Source organism: Psychrobacter sp. 1Y1, from assembly GCF_051847395.2.
GTDB lineage: Bacteria > Pseudomonadota > Gammaproteobacteria > Pseudomonadales > Moraxellaceae > Psychrobacter.
Genome location: NZ_JBPYDF020000001.1, coordinates 167,848 through 188,783 on the forward strand (window position 1 = coordinate 167,848; position 20,936 = coordinate 188,783).

The 20,936-nt window shown below is 43.7% G+C and carries 10 protein-coding genes, 2 tRNA genes and 3 rRNA genes; 7 read left to right on the forward strand and 8 right to left on the reverse strand.

Features of this window, described 5'->3' with window-relative positions; translation table 11 throughout:
• Positions 1-511: 511 nt before the first annotated feature.
• The 5 genes from rrf to ACS8FA_RS14715 form a co-directional block, all read right to left on the reverse strand.
• Positions 512-625: ribosomal RNA gene (rrf, locus tag ACS8FA_RS14695) — 5S ribosomal RNA — on the reverse strand.
• A gap of 190 nt (positions 626-815) precedes the next feature.
• A 23S ribosomal RNA gene (locus ACS8FA_RS14700) occupies positions 816-3,671 on the reverse strand.
• A 348-nt stretch (positions 3,672-4,019) separates the two neighbouring features.
• Positions 4,020-4,095 (reverse strand) — tRNA-Ala (locus tag ACS8FA_RS14705).
• Between the two features lie 9 nt (positions 4,096-4,104).
• Positions 4,105-4,181, reverse strand: a tRNA-Ile gene (locus tag ACS8FA_RS14710).
• Positions 4,182-4,256: 75 nt separating this feature from the next.
• Positions 4,257-5,795: ribosomal RNA gene (locus tag ACS8FA_RS14715) — 16S ribosomal RNA — on the reverse strand.
• Together the 16S, 23S and 5S rRNA genes with 2 tRNA genes alongside form the textbook arrangement of a ribosomal RNA operon.
• Before the next feature lie 1,129 nt (positions 5,796-6,924).
• On the opposite strand from ACS8FA_RS14715, the gene thrS reads away from it, so the two are divergent.
• From thrS to rnr, 4 genes are all read left to right on the forward strand, one after another.
• Positions 6,925-8,859 (forward strand): threonine--tRNA ligase, encoded by a 1,935-nt coding sequence (gene thrS, locus ACS8FA_RS14720; RefSeq protein ID WP_102091060.1) that lies wholly within the window; start codon positions 6,925-6,927, stop codon positions 8,857-8,859.
• A 23-nt stretch (positions 8,860-8,882) separates the two neighbouring features.
• A complete protein-coding gene (gene infC / locus ACS8FA_RS14725) occupies positions 8,883-9,386 on the forward strand; it encodes a translation initiation factor IF-3 (RefSeq protein ID WP_057762155.1) in 504 nt (167 codons plus the stop codon).
• A gap of 334 nt (positions 9,387-9,720) precedes the next feature.
• Positions 9,721-10,965, forward strand: coding sequence for a toxic anion resistance protein (locus ACS8FA_RS14730; RefSeq protein WP_057762157.1), 1,245 nt, complete (start codon positions 9,721-9,723; stop codon positions 10,963-10,965).
• 139 nt (positions 10,966-11,104) lie between these two features.
• Positions 11,105-13,381 carry a ribonuclease R gene (gene rnr, locus ACS8FA_RS14735; protein WP_439264711.1) on the forward strand — a complete coding sequence of 759 codons (2,277 nt, stop codon included), beginning with the start codon at positions 11,105-11,107 and terminating at the stop codon, positions 13,379-13,381.
• A gap of 117 nt (positions 13,382-13,498) precedes the next feature.
• On the opposite strand, the gene ACS8FA_RS14740 is transcribed toward rnr, so the two are convergent.
• The 3 genes from ACS8FA_RS14740 to hisA all read right to left on the reverse strand — a co-directional run bounded on the left by ACS8FA_RS14740 (position 13,499) and on the right by hisA (position 16,362).
• A complete protein-coding gene (locus tag ACS8FA_RS14740; protein ID WP_439264710.1) occupies positions 13,499-13,780 on the reverse strand; it encodes a hypothetical protein in 282 nt (93 codons plus the stop codon).
• An 81-nt stretch (positions 13,781-13,861) separates the two neighbouring features.
• Positions 13,862-15,394 (reverse strand): mechanosensitive ion channel domain-containing protein, encoded by a 1,533-nt coding sequence (locus tag ACS8FA_RS14745; RefSeq protein WP_439264730.1) that lies wholly within the window; start codon positions 15,392-15,394, stop codon positions 13,862-13,864.
• 230 nt (positions 15,395-15,624) lie between these two features.
• Positions 15,625-16,362, reverse strand: a complete 738-nt coding sequence (hisA, locus tag ACS8FA_RS14750; RefSeq protein WP_439264709.1) for a 1-(5-phosphoribosyl)-5-[(5-phosphoribosylamino)methylideneamino]imidazole-4-carboxamide isomerase — start codon at positions 16,360-16,362, stop codon at positions 15,625-15,627.
• Between the two features lie 1,096 nt (positions 16,363-17,458).
• Here hisA and ACS8FA_RS14755 point away from each other — a divergent pair.
• The 3 genes from ACS8FA_RS14755 to ACS8FA_RS14765 are packed head-to-tail and all read left to right on the forward strand — an operon-like array spanning position 17,459 to position 20,935.
• Entirely contained in the window at positions 17,459-18,811 is a 1,353-nt protein-coding gene (locus tag ACS8FA_RS14755; RefSeq protein ID WP_165598636.1) for a Na(+)-translocating NADH-quinone reductase subunit A, read from the forward strand.
• A 5-nt stretch (positions 18,812-18,816) separates the two neighbouring features.
• On the forward strand, positions 18,817-20,052 hold the full coding sequence (locus tag ACS8FA_RS14760) for an NADH:ubiquinone reductase (Na(+)-transporting) subunit B (protein ID WP_057762164.1): 1,236 nt from the start codon (positions 18,817-18,819) through the stop codon (positions 20,050-20,052).
• Positions 20,033-20,935: a Na(+)-translocating NADH-quinone reductase subunit C gene (locus ACS8FA_RS14765; protein WP_057762167.1), complete on the forward strand. Its 903-nt coding sequence runs from the start codon at positions 20,033-20,035 to the stop codon at positions 20,933-20,935. The genes ACS8FA_RS14760 and ACS8FA_RS14765 overlap by 20 nt, the downstream gene beginning before the upstream one ends.
• Position 20,936 lies beyond the last annotated feature (1 nt).

Sequence of the window (20,936 nt, forward strand, 5' to 3'; positions counted from 1 at the left end):
ACACAAGTTGTTCTTTAGTTATGCTTTTAAATAATGTCTGACACTGTCGTCCAGTGCTAGTATTTCAAACTAAGTAAGTCGGCCAATGTGGCTTATCCTATTTAGCGAGCTGACCATCATATCATGTTTTAATAGTCTGTCAACTTCTTTTTTTAATTTGTTTCAACAAGTTAACTGGGTTATTAATGTGTAATCTACACATCTCTCACTGCCAGTCCGTCTTGATGAGGTGCGTATTATAGACGCTATATTTATTTAGTCAAGAAGTATTTGCTATTTAATTTAAACAATTTGCATTGCTCGAACCTGTAACCTACTTCCCTTTCGACTGGGTGGCATTATACGCTTGTTTGAGACTGGGTCAAGGTTAATTGAGCTTTTTTTATGATTATTTTACTGTATGAGATTATTGGCTGTTGATCGAAGCATCCAGCACCTAGCACTGGCACCAAACCGAGCACAAAGAAAATCCCCCGACAAGCTAATGTCGGGGGATTTATCTAGAATAGAGAGCTGACGATGACCTACTCTCACATGGGCGAACCACACTACCATTGGCGCTACGATGTTTCACTTCTGAGTTCGGGAAGGGATCAGGTGGGGCCATCGCGCTATTGTCGTCAGCAAAGGGGGTTAGATATGAGTCTGTTGTTGTTATTGTTGACTTCAAGTTTAAGCTTGTTGTCGATCAACTTGTAACCTAACTGAATCAAGGTTAAAGGTGATATCGAAATATTCTTTCTTTATTCTATAAGCCACTACAGCTTATACAAGATAGATTAATTAGACTTGTATACAAACCACTTGGGTGTTGTATGGTCAAGCCAAACGAGCAATTAGTACAGGTTAGCTACACGCATCGCTGCGCTTCCACACCCTGCCTATCAACGTCCTAGTCTTGAACGGCTCTTTAGGGAAATCTAATCTTGAGGTGGGCTTCCCGCTTAGATGCTTTCAGCGGTTATCCCATCCGAACGTAGCTACCGGGCAATGCCACTGGCGTGACAACCCGAACACCAGAGGTTCGTCCACTCTGGTCCTCTCGTACTAGGAGCAGATCCTCTCAAATTTCCAACGCCCACGGTAGATAGGGACCGAACTGTCTCACGACGTTCTAAACCCAGCTCGCGTACCTCTTTAAATGGCGAACAGCCATACCCTTAGGACCTGCTTCAGCCCTAGGATGAGATGAGCCGACATCGAGGTGCCAAACACCGCCGTCGATATGAACTCTTGGGCGGTATCAGCCTGTTATCCCCAGAGTACCTTTTATCCGTTGAGCGATGGCCCTTCCATACAGAACCACCGGATCACTAAGACCTACTTTCGTACCTGCTCGACTTGTGGGTCTCGCAGTTAAGCGCGCTTTTGCCTTTATACTCTTCGACCGATTTCCGACCGGTCTGAGCGCACCTTCGTACTCCTCCGTTACTCTTTAGGAGGAGACCGCCCCAGTCAAACTACCCACCATACATTGTCCTCGGTATTGTTATACCTGAGTTAGAACCCCAACATGACCAGGGTGGTATTTCAAGATTGGCTCCACCAAGACTAGCGTCTCGGCTTCAAAGCCTCCCACCTATCCTGCACAAGTCAGGTCAAAGTTCAATGTAAAGCTGTAGTAAAGGTTCACGGGGTCTTTCCGTCTAGCCGCGGGTACACAGCATCTTCACTGCGATTTCGATTTCACTGAGTCTCTGCTGGAGACAGCGCTGCCATCATTATGTCATTCGTGCAGGTCGGAACTTACCCGACAAGGAATTTCGCTACCTTAGGACCGTTATAGTTACGGCCGCCGTTTACTGGGGCTTCGATCAAGAGCTTCGCTTACGCTAACCCCATCAATTAACCTTCCAGCACCGGGCAGACATCACACCCTATACGTCCACTTTCGTGTTTGCAGAGTGCTGTGTTTTTAATAAACAGTTGCAGCAGCCTGGTATCTGCGACTGCCAACAGCTCAAGGAGCAAGTCCTATCACCATCAACAGCGTACCTTCTCCCGAAGTTACGGTACCATTTTGCCTAGTTCCTTCAGCAGAGTTCTCTCAAGCGCCTTGGTATTCTCTACCTGATCACCTGTGTCGGTTTAGGGTACGATTCGTTTATAACTATTGCTTAGAAGCTTTTCCTGGAAGCATGGTATTTGCCACTTCGCTGTACAAGTACAGCTTGCTATCAGATCTCGGTATAGAATAGCCCGGATTTACCTAAGCTATAAACCTACATCCTTTCACCTGGACAACCAACGCCAGGCTGACATAACCTTCTCCGTCCCTCCATCGCATTATAAACAAGTATCGGAATATTAACCGATTTCCCATCGACTACGCCTTTCGGCCTCGCCTTAGGGGTCGACTCACCCAGCCCCGATTAACGTTGGACTGGAACCCTTGATCTTCCGGCGTGCGAGCTTTTCACTCGCATTATCGTTACTCACGTCAGCATTCGCTCTTGTGATACCTCCAGCATGCTTTACAACACACCTTCACAGGCTTACACAACGCTCCCCTACCACTTGAAAACAAATTCAAATCCGCAGCTTCGGCTCCTAGTTTGAGCCCCGTTACATCTTCCGCGCGGGCCGACTCGACTAGTGAGCTATTACGCTTTCTTTAAAGGATGGCTGCTTCTAAGCCAACCTCCTAGCTGTCTATGCCTTCCCACCTCGTTTCCCACTTAACTAGGAATTTGGGGCCTTAGCTGGCGGTCTGGGTTGTTTCCCTCTCCACGATGGACGTTAGCACCCACCGTGTGTCTCCCGGATATCACTCATCGGTATTCGGAGTTTGCATCGGTTTGGTAAGTCGGTATGACCCCCTAGCCGAAACAGTGCTCTACCCCCAATGGTGTTCGTCCGAGGCGCTACCTAAATAGCTTTCGGGGAGAACCAGCTATCACCGAGTTTGATTAGCCTTTCACCCCTATCCACAAGTCATCCCCTGGCTTTTCAACGACAGTGGGTTCGGTCCTCCGGTGCCTGTTACGGCACTTTCAACCTGCTCATGGATAGATCACTCGGTTTCGGGTCTATACCCTGCAACTAAACGCCCTATTAAGACTCGGTTTCCCTACGGCTCCCCTAAACGGTTAACCTTGCTACAGAATATAAGTCGCTGACCCATTATACAAAAGGTACGCGGTCACCCAACAAGTGGGCTCCCACTGCTTGTACGCACACGGTTTCAGGTTCTATTTCACTCCCCTCACAGGGGTTCTTTTCGCCTTTCCCTCACGGTACTGGTTCACTATCGGTCAGTCAGGAGTATTTAGCCTTGGAGGATGGTCCCCCCATCTTCAAACAGGATTTCTCGTGCCCCGCTCTACTTAATATGTTAACGCTAATGTTTCGAATACAGGACTATCACCTACTACGGTCAGCTTTCCCACGCTGTTCTTCTACATTAGCATTAATCGGCTTCTCCCCGTTCGCTCGCCGCTACTAGGGGAATCTCAATTGATGTCTATTCCTAAGGGTACTGAGATGTTTCACTTCCCCTCGTTCGCTTCCTAATAAATTAGGATACCTACCTTATGGTAAGTGGGTTTCCCCATTCAGAAATCTCCGGATCACAGGATATTGCCGCCTCCCCGAAGCTTATCGCAGGCTGTCACGTCTTTCATCGCCTCTGACTGCCAAGGCATCCACCATGTGCGCTTCATTACTTGACCATACAACCCCAAGTAGTCTTTCGACTTCTAAGTGTCATACAATCTAATTATGATAACGATATCACCTATGTTTATACGCTTGATTCAGTTCTCTTTACTTTTTTTAGTAATCAACCCCTGGGATAACAACTGATGTCGTTAAGAGGTTAATTACTAAGGTTAAGAAGTGCGCGTGAACACGCTCTTCTTAACCCAGACTCATATCTATGTTTTTAAATAGTCTCTATGCTCTCGTCGAGTCACAGATTCTGTATAAAACAGAAAGAAGTAATCAATCACAATCACTTGTTTCTATTTGATACCTATTTTATTTATTAGCATCTAAAGCTTACTTAACCGTCTTAGTAGTGGTGGAGCCAAACGGAGTCGAACCGTTGACCTCCTGCGTGCAAGGCAGGCGCTCTACCAACTGAGCTATGGCCCCATTGTAAAATGGTGGGTCTAGGTGGACTTGAACCACCGACCCCCGCGTTATCAACACGGTGCTCTAACCAGCTGAGCTACAGACCCTAATACGTTTGTTAAAAACGTAAGCTTAAACTAAAGAACAACTTGTTGTGAATTCTTGCTGACCGAATGCGTCTATAAGGAGGTGATCCAGCCGCAGGTTCCCCTACGGCTACCTTGTTACGACTTCACCCCAGTCATCAACCACACCGTGGTGAACGCCTCCCCGAAGGTTAAGCTATCCACTTCTGGTGCAATCAACTCCCATGGTGTGACGGGCGGTGTGTACAAGGCCCGGGAACGTATTCACCGCGGCATTCTGATCCGCGATTACTAGCGATTCCTACTTCATGGAGTCGAGTTGCAGACTCCAATCTGGACTACGATAGGCTTTTTGAGATTCGCATCACATCGCTGTGTAGCTGCCCTCTGTACCTACCATTGTAGCACGTGTGTAGCCCTGGTCGTAAGGGCCATGATGACTTGACGTCGTCCCCGCCTTCCTCCAGTTTGTCACTGGCAGTATCCTTAGAGTTCCCGGCTTAACCCGCTGGTAACTAAGGACAAGGGTTGCGCTCGTTGCGGGACTTAACCCAACATCTCACGACACGAGCTGACGACAGCCATGCAGCACCTGTATTCTAATTCCCGAAGGCACTCCCGCATCTCTGCAGGATTCTAGATATGTCAAGACCAGGTAAGGTTCTTCGCGTTGCATCGAATTAAACCACATGCTCCACCGCTTGTGCGGGCCCCCGTCAATTCATTTGAGTTTTAACCTTGCGGCCGTACTCCCCAGGCGGTCTACTTATTGCGTTAGCTGCGTCACTAAGTCCTCAAGGGACCCAACGACTAGTAGACATCGTTTACGGCGTGGACTACCAGGGTATCTAATCCTGTTTGCTACCCACGCTTTCGAGCCTCAGTGTCAGTATGATGCCAGGAAGCTGCCTTCGCCATCGGTATTCCTTCAGATCTCTACGCATTTCACCGCTACACCTGAAATTCTACTTCCCTCTCACCTACTCTAGCCTAACAGTTTCAGATGCAGTTCCCAGGTTAAGCCCGGGGATTTCACATCTGACTTATCAAGCCACCTACGCTCGCTTTACGCCCAGTAATTCCGATTAACGCTTGCACCCTCTGTATTACCGCGGCTGCTGGCACAGAGTTAGCCGGTGCTTATTCTGCAGCTAATGTCATCGTCCGTGGGTATTAATCACGGAGTCTTCTTCACTGCTTAAAGTGCTTTACAACCAAAAGGCCTTCTTCACACACGCGGCATGGCTGGATCAGGGTTTCCCCCATTGTCCAATATTCCCCACTGCTGCCTCCCGTAGGAGTCCGGGCCGTGTCTCAGTCCCGGTGTGGCTGATCATCCTCTCAGACCAGCTACAGATCGTCGCCATGGTAGGCCTTTACCCCACCATCTAGCTAATCCGACTTAGGCTCATCTAATAGCGAGAGCAGTAAACTGCCCCCTTTCTCCCGTAGGTCGTATGCGGTATTAATACGAGTTTCCCCGTGCTATCCCCCACTACTAGGTAGATTCCTAAGTATTACTCACCCGTCCGCCGCTCGACGCCTGGTAGCAAGCTACCATCGTTTCCGCTCGACTTGCATGTGTTAAGCCTGCCGCCAGCGTTCAATCTGAGCCATGATCAAACTCTTCAGTTTAATCTTGCTATGAAGCTCTTTAAAGAAGCTTCTAAACTTGGCTCATCTAATCTGGCAAAATCGCTAAAAATTATGTTCGTAATGAATTAACTTTGAGTTTTTCTGCTGTCTTAAATGATAATTTTTATAGTTAATAATCTTCCCGAAAAGAAAAGATAGTCAACTTTATTTTTTAGCATTCTGAATCAGCAAAAATCCACACAAGTTGTTCTTTAGTTATGCTTTTAAATAATGTCTGACACTGTCGTCCAGTGCTAGTATTTCAAACTAAGTAAGTCGGCCAATGTGGCTTATCCTATTTAGCGAGCTGACCATCATATCATGTTTTAATAGTCTGTCAACTTCTTTTTTTAATTTGTTTCAACAAGTTAACTGGGTTATTTATATGTAAATGACATATAAGCTTTCCAGCTCGTCTTGATGAGGTGCGTATTATAGACGGTTTAACTTTTGTGTCAACCCGTTTTATTAATGTTTTTAATCTTATTTTAGCAGATAAATAAATCTGTATTTTTTTCAATGGGTTATAGAATTGAGGTTCTCTATTTTTTAAATACTAGTGTGCAATATGTTTTAATCCACCAATTTTCATTGAAAACAAGCTTTATCTAATATTCACAACAGGGCTTATTCGTCCTGATATTCTTACATATCTCTTCTAAGTAAATTGTCTCTCATATTTTTCAATGTTGATATTCATATAATCAGCACTATATATAAGCTAAGTTATTCAGGCTTATATGACGCTTTCAATATACTGTCCTATATAGTGCAGTATTTGATACTACCTTTATCATAAGATATGGCTCTCATATTAGTCGCCACGCAATCCCTTGATATCTAGTGTTGAGAGACGGTTTTTGCTATAATAGGTATTTTGCTGCATTACTTATATATGTTGGCTGTTATATTACTTCTATAGCGAAATGCATTTTGCTGCAATGCTATTGATTGACTGGCTTCGAGCCATACATTATTTCTAGCATATATAGTCATATTAAGACTCTAGGTAATGCGTCTCTCTCACAACATATCACAATGATTAGATATAATTGACGTGGTCTCACGGTTATATGATTGATGGTTGCAATCATCACTGCCAACGGACCCAATAATAGGCGAATAGATTATGGTAGCGATTACTTTACCCGATGGTAGTGTAAAAGACTTTGAAGGTCATACAACAGTCATGGAAGTGGCGCAAAGTATTGGGACAGGACTCGCTAAAGCGACAGTTGCTGGACGTGTAAATGGTCATCTGGTAGATGCACATGATCCTATCGTCGCTGATGCCAATGTTGAAATCGTAACGCCAAAAGACGACGACGGTGTCGATATTATTCGTCACTCATGCGCTCACCTATTAGGTCATGCTGTTAAGCAGCTATACCCTGATGTGAAAATGGTCATTGGTCCTGTTATTGATGATGGTTTTTATTACGATATCTTTAGTGAAACGCCATTTACGCCTGAGCATATGGAAGCCATTGAAAAACGCATGATGGAGCTGATCAAGCAAGATTATGACGTTATCAAAAAAATGACGCCACGTGCCGAAGCGATTGAGATATTTGAATCACGTAATGAAGACTATAAGTTAAAGCTTATTAATGATATGCCAGGTGAAGAAGCCTTTGGTCTATATCATCATCAAGAATACGTCGATATGTGCCGTGGTCCGCATGTGCCAAACACGCGCTTTTTGAAAGTATTTAAACTGACAAAAATGTCAGGTGCTTATTGGCGCGGCGATGCGAAAAATGAGCAGTTACAACGTATCTATGGTACTGCGTGGGCTGATAAGAAACAGCTAAAAGCTTATATCCAACGTATTGAAGAAGCAGAAAAACGTGACCATCGTAAAATCGGTAAAGCGTTAAACCTATTTCATATGCAAGAGCAAGCGCCAGGTATGGTGTTCTGGCATGCGAATGGTTGGACGATTTATCAAGTACTTGAGCAATATATGCGCAAAGTACAATACGATAATGGCTACGAAGAGATTAAAACACCTCAGATCGTTGATCGCAGCTTGTGGGAGCGCTCAGGACATTGGGGCAATTATGCAACCAATATGTTCACGACTTCTAGTGAAAACCGTGATTATGCGGTAAAACCGATGAACTGCCCTTGTCATGTGCAAGTATTTAACCAAGGTCTAAAGTCTTACCGCGATCTTCCATTGCGTATGGCTGAATTTGGTTCTTGTCATCGTAATGAGCCATCAGGTTCATTGCATGGTTTGATGCGTGTACGTGGTTTTACTCAAGATGATGCGCATATTTTCTGTACGCAGGCACAGATTCAACAAGAAGTCGCTGACTTTATTAAGCTAACGCTTGCTGTCTATGAAGATTTTGGCTTTGATAATATTATTATGAAACTGTCGACTCGTCCTGAAAAACGTGTTGGTAGTGATGAGTCTTGGGACTTTGCAGAAAAAGCGTTGGCAGATGCGCTTGATAGCTCAGGGCTAGACTGGGATTACTTGCCTGGTGAAGGTGCTTTCTATGGTCCAAAAATTGAGTTCAGTCTAAAGGATTCATTAGGTCGTATTTGGCAGTGCGGCACCATTCAGGTTGATCCGAACATGCCTGAGCGTCTCGATGCTGAGTTCGTCAATGAGCAAAATGATCGTGAAGTACCTATTATGTTGCACCGTGCAATCTTAGGTTCGTTTGAGCGTTTCATCGGTATTTTGATCGAAAACTACGCAGGTTGGATGCCAGTATGGCTAGCACCGCAGCAAGTTGTGGTCATGAACATCACTGATAAACAAGCTGATGCATGTGAAAACGTGGTTAGCGAGCTTAAAAATGCAGGTTTGCGCGCTATTAGCGACTTGCGTAACGAAAAGATTGGATTTAAGATACGAGAGAAAACATTAGAACGTATTCCCTATATGCTAGTATTAGGGGATAAAGAAGTCGAATCGGGCAGTGTTAACGTCCGAACTCGCGAAGGTGAGAACCTTGGCGTGATGAGTGTTTCTGAATTTATTACATTAGTACAGACCGCTGTCAGTAAAAAAGGCCGACAGACCCCAAAAACAGATGAGGAGTAATACCTATTAAACAGTCCAACCGTTTGAACATCAACGAAGATATCAATGTCAAAGAAGTCCGTCTCGTTAAAGAAGATGGCGAGCAAATGGGCGTGGTTGATATCGCAACCGCGATGAAAGCGGCACGTGATGAAAATCTAGATTTGGTTGAATTAGTTCCTGAAGCTAAGCCGCCAGTATGTAAGATCATGGATTATAAGCATTTCCTCTATGATCAAAAGCAAAAGGCTAAAGAAGCTAAGAAAAACCAAAAGCAGACTCAGCTCAAAGAGATGAAGTTACGTCCTAGTACCGAAGAGGCCGATTATCAGGTTAAACTGAGAAAAATCGTGAGCTTCTTGGAAGATCAAGACAAAGTTAAAATTAGCATCCGTTTCCGCGGACGTGAAATGGCGCACCAAGACATCGGTCGCAAACAACTTGATCGTATCATTGAAGATACTGCTGATATCTCAAACGTCGAACAGTACCCTAAGATGGAAGGTCGTCAAATGGGTATGTTGCTCGGACCTACAAAGAAAAAGTAATCTGTTCATTGGGTTACTTTGAGTAGTGGCTGTTAGTCCATATAGCTATTTATAACTCTAACCATCAATATGCTACGGGATATTGATGGTTTTTTATTATTTGGACTGCCTACTGTCTCTTTTAAATGTATTTAGCCAGATATAATTGGCTGACGCTATTTTACAAAATCTACCTTCTCAACTTTCTGATTACGCGGTAGTCTAAAGGTCTGTTTTATATTTGCTAATCAGCATTTATCAAAATTTTTAGTCAGTGTATAAAAATAACGTATATCGCGACCGCTAGAGTCACGGATAAAAAACACTTCCCTTCTCCGATATCAGAGGATATTTCATGCAAGAATTGACGCCACCAGAAAACGCTACAACGCCTAGTATCTCTCTAACAGCACCTGAACCTGTCAAAGAAATACAGAAAAGTGAAGCAGATCAGATGGTCAAATTGGATGAAAGCCAAATTCCTGAGCTCGATGCCAAGGTTGATGCTTTTGTTGATCATGTGCTTACCAACTCTGTGCATAGCGATGAGTTTCGACAAAATGTGCAGTCTATTCATAATCTAGGTACCAAAGAGATTCGTGAATCTGCGCAAGTATCTAATCGAATGTTAGATTTGCCTGCAAAAAGTCTTAATGACAGTTTATTCGACAACTCTCCTATCGCCAAATCATTGACGGAACTACGCGGGATTGTCGAAGACTTAGATCCGAGCAAAAAAGAGCTGACCAGCTCACGCAAGTTGTTCGGTCTCATTCCGTTCGGCAATAAGGTGCAAGATTATTTCCGTCAGTATGAGTCAGCGCAGTCGCACATCAATGCCGTTGTGACTAGTCTCTACAATGGTAAAGACGAATTGCTTAAAGACAATGCAATGATTGAGCAAGAAAAAGTAAATATGTGGGAGCTGATGCAGTCTATTCGCCAGTATGTCTATGTTGGCAAAAAGATTGATGAGCAACTTGAGCAGAAGGTCTATGCGATAGAAGCAACAGATCCTGAAAAAGCGCGCATCATTAAAGAAGAGATGTTGTTCTATGTCCGTCAAAAAAACACTGACTTTTTAACCCAGTTAGCAGTGAATGTACAAGGCTATTTGGCGCTTGATACTATTCGCCGTAATAACTTAGAGCTGATTAAAGGTGTCGATCGTGCAACCACGACTACTGTGTCAGCTTTACGCACGGCTGTTGTTGTTGCCCAAGCAATGACCAATCAAAAATTGGTATTAGATCAAATCACTGCGTTGAATAAAACCACCAGTAGTTTGATTGAATCAACTTCAGCGATGCTCAAGCGTCAGTCAGGTGAAATTCATGAGCAAGCGACCAGCAGTAGTATTGAGCTTGATAAACTGCAAAATGCCTTTAATAATGTTTATGACACTATGGATATGATTAGCAATTACAAAATTGAAGCGCTAGAGAATATGAAGCAAACGGTCAATACACTGACCACTGAAGTAGATAAAGCACAAAAATACTTGGATAAATCAAATCAGACTACGGTGTTAGAAGTCTCAAAAGAGTTAGATAGTAAAAAAATCACTAACCAATCAAGCAATGTCGATATTGATATTTGATTTATCCCTATAGCGGTCGCCAGAAAACTGACCGCTTCCTGCTACCGAATACACATAAGACAATTGACGCAAGATATTGCAACGTCGTTCGTGTTAAGATAGCCACTATTAATAATTTTAAAAATAGATACGGTAATTTATGAGTTGGAATGATCCAAACGCCTCAAGTGAGGCAAAAAAATATGACAACCCGATTCCTAGTCGTGAGCTGATACTCAGCACGATTAATGAGCATGGGGAAGTCACGCATCAACAGTTGGCAAAAGCCTTTAACATTGATGATCCTGATCAGTTTGATGCTTTGGGCAATCGTCTAAAAGCAATGGCACGTGATGGCCAAGTGAATCGTGATGGTCGTCCTTATCGCTATCGCACAGTGACCAAGCAAGATATCGTCTCAGGTACAGTCTCTGCACATCCAAAAGGTTTTGGTTTTGTGGTGCTAAGTGATATGCCAGATTTGTTTTTGCATGAAAAACAAATGCGCTGGGTATTCAATGGCGACACGGTAGCAGCTGTCGGCACTTCGACAGACAATCGTGGACGTACCGAAGGGCGTATCGTCGATGTTGTCGAACGTCGCCAAAACAACTTTATCGGTACACTTGCTCGTGATGAAGACGGCTATTGTGTTGAGCTTGGTAGCCCGAACAATCATCAACCGATTACGGTTACTGATGACAATGTTCAGGCGCTAAATATCAAACAAGGCGCTCCTGTCAAAGTCGATATCATCGACTGGCCAAACCAGCATGAATTTGCCACTGGTAAAATCACTGAAGTGCTGTCTGATGACAATGATCGTGAATTGATTATTGAGACTACCCTGCTCAACTATGATATTCCATCAGATTTTAGTGAAGCTGCACTTAAGCAAGCTGATGATTATCAAGAGCCAACCGAAAAAGATATAAAAGGTCGCACAGACATACGTCATCTACCGCTTGTCACTATCGATGGCGAAGATGCTCGTGACTTTGATGATGCTGTATTTGCTGAAAAGCGCTCTGGTGGTAACTACCGTGTTGTGGTTGCGATTGCGGATGTCAGCTATTATGTGACACCGAATTCACCACTTGACCAAGATGCCTATGAGCGTGGTACTTCAGTATACTTCCCGCATCGCGTGATTCCGATGTTGCCTGAAGTGTTATCTAACGGTCTATGCTCATTGAACCCTAATCTAGATCGCTTATGTATGGTTGCTGATATCAAGATATCGCGCGCCGGTAAAGTGACTGGATATGAGTTCTATCCATCAGTGATGCACTCACAAGCCCGTCTCACATATAATCAAGTAAATGATTATCTTGTGAATCCGAATGATAAGAGATTACCTAAATCACTGACAGGTAATAAAGACGTTAAAAAGTCTGTTGATACGTTACATCAGTTGTATGAGCTACTGCTTAAAAAGCGTGAAGAACGTCATGCAATGGAGTTCGAAACAGTTGAAACGTATATCAAGTTTAACGAGAAAGGCGGAATCGAAGCGATTTTGCCACGCACTCGTGGCGACTCTCAGAAGCTAATCGAAGAATGTATGCTGCTTGCCAATACTTGTGCTGCAAACTTCGCGCTTAAGCATGAGTTACCAGTTTTATATCGTAACCATGATAAGCCTGATAATGAAAAGTCGATGCGTATTCATGAATATGCAAAAAACTTTGGCTTACCATTCCCGGAAGAGAATCCAACTCAAGCGGATTACCAGCGCATAATTGAAGCGACTAAAGATAGACCAGATGCTATCAGTATTCATAGCATGCTGCTGCGTTCAATGATGCAAGCAAACTATGCACCTGACAATATTGGTCACTTTGGCTTAGCATATGACGAATATAGCCACTTTACCTCGCCAATTCGTCGTTATCCAGATTTGATGCTGCATCGCGCGATTAAGGCAAAAGTCACCAACAGCCAACAACCTGTTATGGAATTTTCTCTTGAAGGTGCTGGTACACAAACATCAGATACAGAACGCCGTGCAGAAAAAGCATCACGTTATGTAGAGTCTTGGCTTAAGTGTCATTATATGACCGATCATGTGGGTGAAGAGTTCGAAGGCGTTGTGACTACGGTTACTAGCTTTGGTTTATTCGTCACATTGACTGACTTATATATCGATGGTTTGGTTCATATCTCAAACGTTGGCGATGACTTCTTCGTCTATGATGAGCAGCAGCAGCAGCTTATCGGTAAAGATAAAGGTACGATATTTGGACTGGGCGATTCAGTTAAAGTGAAGGTTGCGGGTGTCAATATGGATCTGCTACAGATTGATTTTGATTTGAAAGCTAAATTGCAATCTAGTGCAATGAACCAAAGCAAAAAAGGTCAACCGAAGAAAGAGCAGCCTAAGAAAGCTCCAGCAAAAAGAAGCAGCAACCGCAGAGGCGCTGCTAAAAAAAGCTAAGCTTAGGCTGATACTTAGATACTGATGTTGTAATACAATAAAAAAGGCTAACGTAATCGTTAGCCTTTTTTATGCTGTGTACTTTTCAATCATCAACGATATAGCTATTTATTGTGCCTATTGCGCATCGTCCAATTGGTCTACACGGTCTTGCTCAGCTTGCTGTGCTTGATCAATTTTGCTAGTAGCACTATCTACGATAGCTTTCGGCTGTTGACTAAGTGGCTGGCTAGTAATATCTGTATCAGAGGTAGCTATTGTAGAATCAGACTGTTCAGCGGCTACACTACTGGCTGCAATCTCTCTATTTTGTTCGCGACTATTGCCATTGATAATGTTAAAGCCAAGCAGTGCCACGATACCAATTACTGCGAAGATAATAACGTGTTTCATTTCCATAAAAAGCCCCGTATTTGAATAACCATCAAATATAGATTCTGTTGCACTTTTTATGCCTAAACCTTATTTAATGTCTAATACCTATTCTTGAGGACTATTATTATTCAATAAATCCGTCTCATCTGAGCTTTGAGCAATCTCTTGCTCAACCTTTTCCATCAGCTTGTCGTCAGGACGGGCGTCGAGAACCTCATTAGCACTGCGACCTTGTAAAATGGTTTTGGCTCGAGCCTTAGCTTGTTTTTTATCTTGGTCATCCGTATGACTCTCGCTGACCTGATTTGTTTCAGCAGGTTTAGGAATCGTCGGCGTAATCGTTATATCAGATTGAACATTATTAGTATTGTTGGCACTGCTTTGCATGTGCTCAAAGGCTTTTTCTAACTTGTTGTTAAAGCGCAGACGATAAATAGGCTCAGGTAAGCTAAAGCCTTTATCTTCTAGTGCGTGCTTGGTCTCACGAATAGCGATACTGCGTGCTTTGGCAAAGTCAGTCTCTGATTGATCCACCCAAACCTGAAATTCCAAAATAATATTAGAATCGCCCACATTAGTAATGACCGCAATCGCCTTTGGTTCATTTAACACAAACGCCAGCGTATGTATCGCATCTAGCCCTACTTTAATTGCTGCTAAAGGATCATCATTGGCATCAACGCCCAATTCAAAAGTAAATCGGCGCTCAGGGTTTTTGGTGTAGTTTAGAATGGTACCTTTAAAGACTTCAGCATTAGGAATACGTAACTGATTACCATCTAATGTCATCAGTATCGTCGCGCGCGAGGTCAAACGAACCACGATGCCCTCTTGCCCATTAATCACGATATGGTCACGAGCACGAAAAGGTTGGCGAATGCTCAGCATTAATGAAGCGATATAATTTTCAATGGTATCTTTGACTGCGAAACCAACCGCAATACCAATGACACCTGCCCCACCAAGCAATGTACCTAAAATAGTCTCTGCACCTATTAGACTTAGTCCTAGAATCAGACCAAAGATAACAAAGATGACTTTGACCGTTTGCGACAGTAGCTCAGCGACAAATGGATTGGGCGTCAGACGTTGCCACATCTTTTTGCGATTAGATAACCAACTGCCAAACCATGCTACCAAGGCAAATATAACGATGCCGACCAATAGTAGCGGTAGCGCCTTCACAAGATTGGTCACCTGCGCTTTTAGACCTTGATAGACCGTTGAGACATTCTCTTGAACATCTAGTGTACGGTTAATTCTATCTTCTACAGTGACGACATCTGTTAGTCGGTTGGTTAAGTTGATAGCTTGTTGTGCTTTTTTTTCGTTGGCTGTTTCTCCCGTTAGGGTAACAACCCCTTGGGTAACACTAACATTGACGGCTTGTAAGCCTTCAATTTCAGAGAAAATACCGCTGATACGTTGACGAATATCGTTGTCTTTTTGCGGTGTGGGTGTGGTCTCGATTTGAGCATTATTAGTGCTTTCGCCACTGATTACTGGCGGTGGATCAGGCGTTGGCAATGAGCTGGCGGGTTCTGTGGTATCACCTGTTGATGTCTCATTTTCTGATATGGCAGAATTATCGTTAGATACGCTTTCCTCTGTCGTCTCTACACCTTCAGTTGTCTCCATACCTAACGCCGTTGCGATACCAGAAATTTCTTCACTGGCAGCATGCGCTGAAAACGCAAAAAGGATGCTTAGTAGCAACACCATTTGACCCCACGCTTTTATAGAACTGCGTATTATTGGACGGTCAATGTAAGTGGCCATAAGCATCCTTTATTTTTTACGGGTTTTTCTCGCTTAACTTGTTGCTGATAATTAGCTGTCTGGTTTTAACCGACTAATTTTTGATTTATTTAGCTATCTAAGTAAAGCTGCGCTTCGCTTAAGTTCAGCGTGCCTTCATAGATAGCACGACCAGTGATGATACCTTCGATACAGTCACCGTAAGGCTTTAGCAGCTCGATATCTTTCATGTCAGTAACGCCACCTGATGCAATCACAGGTAATCCGCCTTCACGCGCCAAATTAACAGTTTGTTCAACGTTGACGCCTTGCATCATTCCATCGCGGGCGATGTCAGTATAAACGATTGATGACACACCGACGTCTGCAAAGCGCCTAGCAAGCTCAGTCGCCTTGGTGTCTGTCACGTTTGCCCAGCCATGAGTGGCTACCATACCGTCTTTGGCATCGATACCGACGATGATGTGCCCTGCAAATTCGCGACAAGCTTCCGCGACGAAATCAGGATCTTCAACAGCTTTTGTACCGATAATGATATACGTCAAACCTGCGGTAATATACTGCTCGATAGTGTTCATGTTACGTACACCGCCGCCCAATTGAATAGGCAGGTTCGGGTAGGCTTTGGTAATATCATTGACCACTTGTCTATGTACTGGCACGCCATCAAAAGCACCATTCAAATCGACCAAATGTAAGCGACGCGCGCCTTCATCTACCCAACGCGCTGCCATAGCAACTGGGTCATCAGAGAACACCGTATCATCTTCCATACGGCCTTGTTTTAAACGTACACACTTACCATCTTTTAAATCAATAGCCGGGATAATGACGGGCACAGCACACATATAGCATTCCTTATAAAGCACAAGATTGGCAATAAATTTAGTAAATTGAAGTTTTGAGAATGAAACGTTATTGAAGCGTCAAATAACGAGAGAAAACGCTGCTTAAAAGTAGCATAAATTATGAACAGATCGAAAACCAAGACATCGCTAAGTTAGCAATCTGTTTAAATATAAATAAGAAAGACAGAAACTAGACAATCATAACCATAAGTTTTAGTACGTAGAATCACTACCAACAATCGTTAAATTCTATTACTGACTGGCAATTTTAGGTCAATTTAGCGTATAATCCTAGGTAAATTTTTATTTGTTTCTATGTGATAGTAACCAGGTGTTACGCTTTTTGTTGAGTTGTTACAACTCACTAATACAGCATGGTGATCAGGATGGATCAAGCAATCGCTCAATACGCCAATAAAATATTGGCTAAGAAATTGCTAAAAAGGACTATCTGAAAAAATCTCAACCAATAGTCTCTAAACCATCGATTCTGCGGTATTTAACCTTAATTAGATGTCTTGCAAGTCCCTATCACTAGCTAACTATATTAAAACCGTTACGATTAAAACTATAGCAGCTTATAATAAGTGAGGTTTGCTTATCAGTTGCTTAGCTAGTTTGTCTTTTAACCAGTATATCATCTACCTTAATAGATCGTTATTTGGCCACACTCTTATTCTATTGAATACTTTTAGACGGTATTAGTGAGCGAGAGATGGTCAAACATACTGGTGTTACAAGTTTTAAATTTCAATGAAACGTGTGATAAAGCCATTTGTATTTAAACCAGTCTCTTTTAGCCATGCGCTGTAGCGATTGATTTCGATGAAACGGTTTTAGCATACACCTTGGTAGCCAGTCGCCACTTTGGTAATTCGAATAAGACATTAACGTGTTGTTAAGGAGTCTAAGGTCAGCGTTAATACTCTTACTAGTAGTTATGATCATGTATTGTCTTCACAGAGCTTTCATCCCTATTTCACAATAAAGGAAATAGACGATTGAAGGCTTTATTGAGTGATACAAATGTTCATGCTACCGATATACCAAACAGGACGTCTGGTATCGTTTTAGACTATGGACTAAGTTTTCGCTTATGATTACCATCAAAAAAGGTTTGGATTTGCCCATCACTGGTGAACCCTCCCGCGAGATATCTGAGCACCAACCGACACATGTAGCACTTGTTGGCTATGATTATGTGGGTATGAAGCCCACTATGAATGTCAAAGAAGGTGACATTGTAGCCAAAGGTCAGCCCGTTTATGAAGACAAAAAACGTGTTGGCGTGATCTACACTGCCCCTGCTGCCGGTAAGGTCGTCGCTGTTAAACGTGGCGAACGTCGAGTGTTTGAGAGTCTTGTGATTGCGGTCGACCCAAATGGTGAAGAAGTAGACTTTGAGCGCTATGACTCACAGCAGCTTGCTGACCTAGACTCTGAAGTCGTTGAAACCCAACTGATTGCCTCTGGCGAATGGACCGCGTTCCGTACGCGTCCTTATAGCCGCGCACCCGAAATCGGTGCTCGTCCACATGCGATCTTTGTCACAGCAATGGATACCAATCCACTTGCCTTTGACCCGATGCTTGTGATCAATGAGCAGCTACAAGCGTTCAATGATGGACTTGCTGTATTATCTACGCTTAGTCCAAAGACCTTTGTCTGCCATCATGGCGATACCCAACTGACGCCAGTTGCAAAAACTGCAGCGAATAACGTCACTGAGTATCATGGTTTTGCTGGTAAGCATCCAGCTGGTCTTGCTGGTACGCACATTCACTTTTTGCATCCTATCAGCCGCGGTGTAACCGTATGGACGATTGGTTATCAAGACGTGATCGCCATCGGTAAATTGTTTACGACAGGTCGTCTATATACGCGCCGCATGGTGAGCTTAGCAGGTCCTGCGGTCACTAACCCGCATCTGGTTATGACTGAACGTGGTGCTGATATTACTGCATTGACCAAAGGTAAACTGGCTGCTGGCGAGAACCGTATCATTTCAGGTTCAGTATTGTCTGGTCGCAAAGTGTTTGAAAACATCGCCTATTTGGGTCGTTTTCACAATCAGATCAGCGTATTGACTGAAGGCCGTGAGCGTCCTGCGTTCCACTTCTTTACTCCAGGTAAAAACCGCTTCTCAAAACTGCCTATCTATATTTCGCAGTTTTTTGGTGGCAAAAAATACGACTTTACTACCACAAGTAACGGCTCACCACGAGCGATGGTACCAATCGGTGTCTATGAAGAAGTCATGCCACAAGATTACCTACCAACTCAATTACTACGTGCATTGATTGTCGAAGACATCATTAGCGCCGTAGATTTGGGTGTGCTTGAACTGGACGAAGAAGATTTGGCACTATGCACCTTTGTATCTCCTGGCAAATATGAATTCGGTGATATTTTGCGTGATAACTTAACGCGCATTGAGCTGGAGGGCTAACCACGATGAAATTTTTACACAATATGTTCGATCGTATGGAGCCATCTTTCACCAAAGGCGGCAAACACGAAAAGTACTACGCTATTTTTGAGATGTTTGATACGTTCTTACGTCAACCAAGCTCAACCACTTATGCATCATCGCATGTACGTGACGGTATTGATCTGAAACGTATTATGATTACCGTATGGCTATGTACGTTCCCAGCGATGTTTTGGGGTATGTACAATATTGGTCATCAAGCACTAACCGCTATCGCTCAGCTTGGCTTGCAGCCAGAAGGTTGGCGTACTGTGATCACTAGCATGGCAGGCTATAACCCAGACAGTATCTGGGCAAGTTTCGTCTATGGTGCGATGCAGTTTTTGCCTATTTATATCGTGACGTTTGCGGTAGGTATTCTTTGTGAGATTATCTTTGCTGTCGTCCGTGGACACGAAGTCAACGAAGGTTTCTTTGTGACTTCTGTTCTATTTGCATTATGTCTACCACCTGATATTCCTTTATGGCAAGTTGCCCTAGGTATTATCTTCGGTGTGGTTGTCGCAAAAGAAGTGTTCGGTGGTACTGGTAAAAACTTCCTTAATCCTGCCCTATCGGGTCGTGCATTCTTATACTTTGCTTATCCAGCCTATATGTCTGGTGACTCAGTATGGACAGCAGTAGACGGTTTCTCAGGTGCGACGCCTCTTGGCCTTGCAGCCCTTGGTGTGGTTCCTCAGGACTTCGTCGATGTTTATGGTAATGCCATCACGTGGAGTGATGCATTCTTAGGTAATATGCAAGGCAGTATCGGTGAAGTATCGACGCTAGCTATCCTAATGGGCGCTGCAGTGTTGCTATGGACGCGTATTGCTTCTTGGCGCATTATGGCAGGTTGTGTGGTCGGTCTGATTGCTACGTCTCTTGTGTTCAACATGATTGGCTCTGAAGACAACATGATGATGAGCTTGCCGTTCTACTGGCACTTAGTTATCGGTGGCTTTGCTTTCGGTGCTGTATTTATGGCAACTGATCCAGTATCAGCTGCGCATACAAACAAAGGCCGCTGGGCTTACGGTATCTTGATTGGTTTTATGACCGTATTGATTCGCGTCATCAACCCTGCTTTCCCAGAAGGTATCATGCTGGCCATTCTATTCGCCAACTTATTTGCTCCATTGTTTGATTACTTTGTGACTCAAGCAAATATCAAACGCCAAACCGCTCGGAGGGTTCGCTATGTCCAAGCCCAAAAGTAATAACGCGAAAACCATCAGTGTGGCTTTGACGCTATGCTTGGTGTGTTCAGTGTTGGTCTCAGCAGTGGCTGTTGGTCTAAAGCCTGCGCAAGTCGAAAACGCACGTTTAGACCGCAACAAAAACATCTTAGTCGCGGCTGATATGTATGACGCTGAGTCTGATACAGCAGATGATGTCGCCGAACGTTTTAAAGATTTTGAAGTAAAAATCATTGATCTAAACGAAGGTACTTATCTCGATGACGATGCGCTAAAAACTGCTGGCATCCCTGATCGTAATGCTTATGACGCCAGTCAAGCAACAAAAAACCAAGCTTTAAGTGAAGACTTGGGTGACAACGATCCTGCTGGTATTGGTCGTAAGCCAAAATATGCCAAAGTCTATGTCAAAAATGATGACGCAGGTCAGCCAGAAACGGTTGTATTGCCAATTCAGGGCTACGGTCTATGGGGCACTATCTATGGTTTCTTAACGCTCGAAAGTGATATGAATACCATCAAAGGTATCAGTTTCTACGAGCATAAAGAAACCCCAGGTCTTGGCGCTCGTATCGAAGAGCCAGAATGGCGTGCAAAGTGGAGCGGTATCGAGTCTTATGACGAGAATGGTAACGTTGCTACTGGTGTAACCAAAGCTGGTAACCCAAAAGAAAACTGGGTTGATGGCATCAGCGGTGCGACATTGACTAGCCGCGGCGTCAGCAACATGATTCAGTTTTGGTTAGGCGAGCAAGGTTATAAGCCTTATCTAGATACGCTACGCGAAAAAAGCGGCCAAACGGTTGAAGGTGCAGATACGCAAGCAAATCAATCAAAGCCAGCAGCTCAACCTAAAACCGAATTGGCAGCCAAGCTACCAGTAGCAAACGGCAAGGAGGCATAAC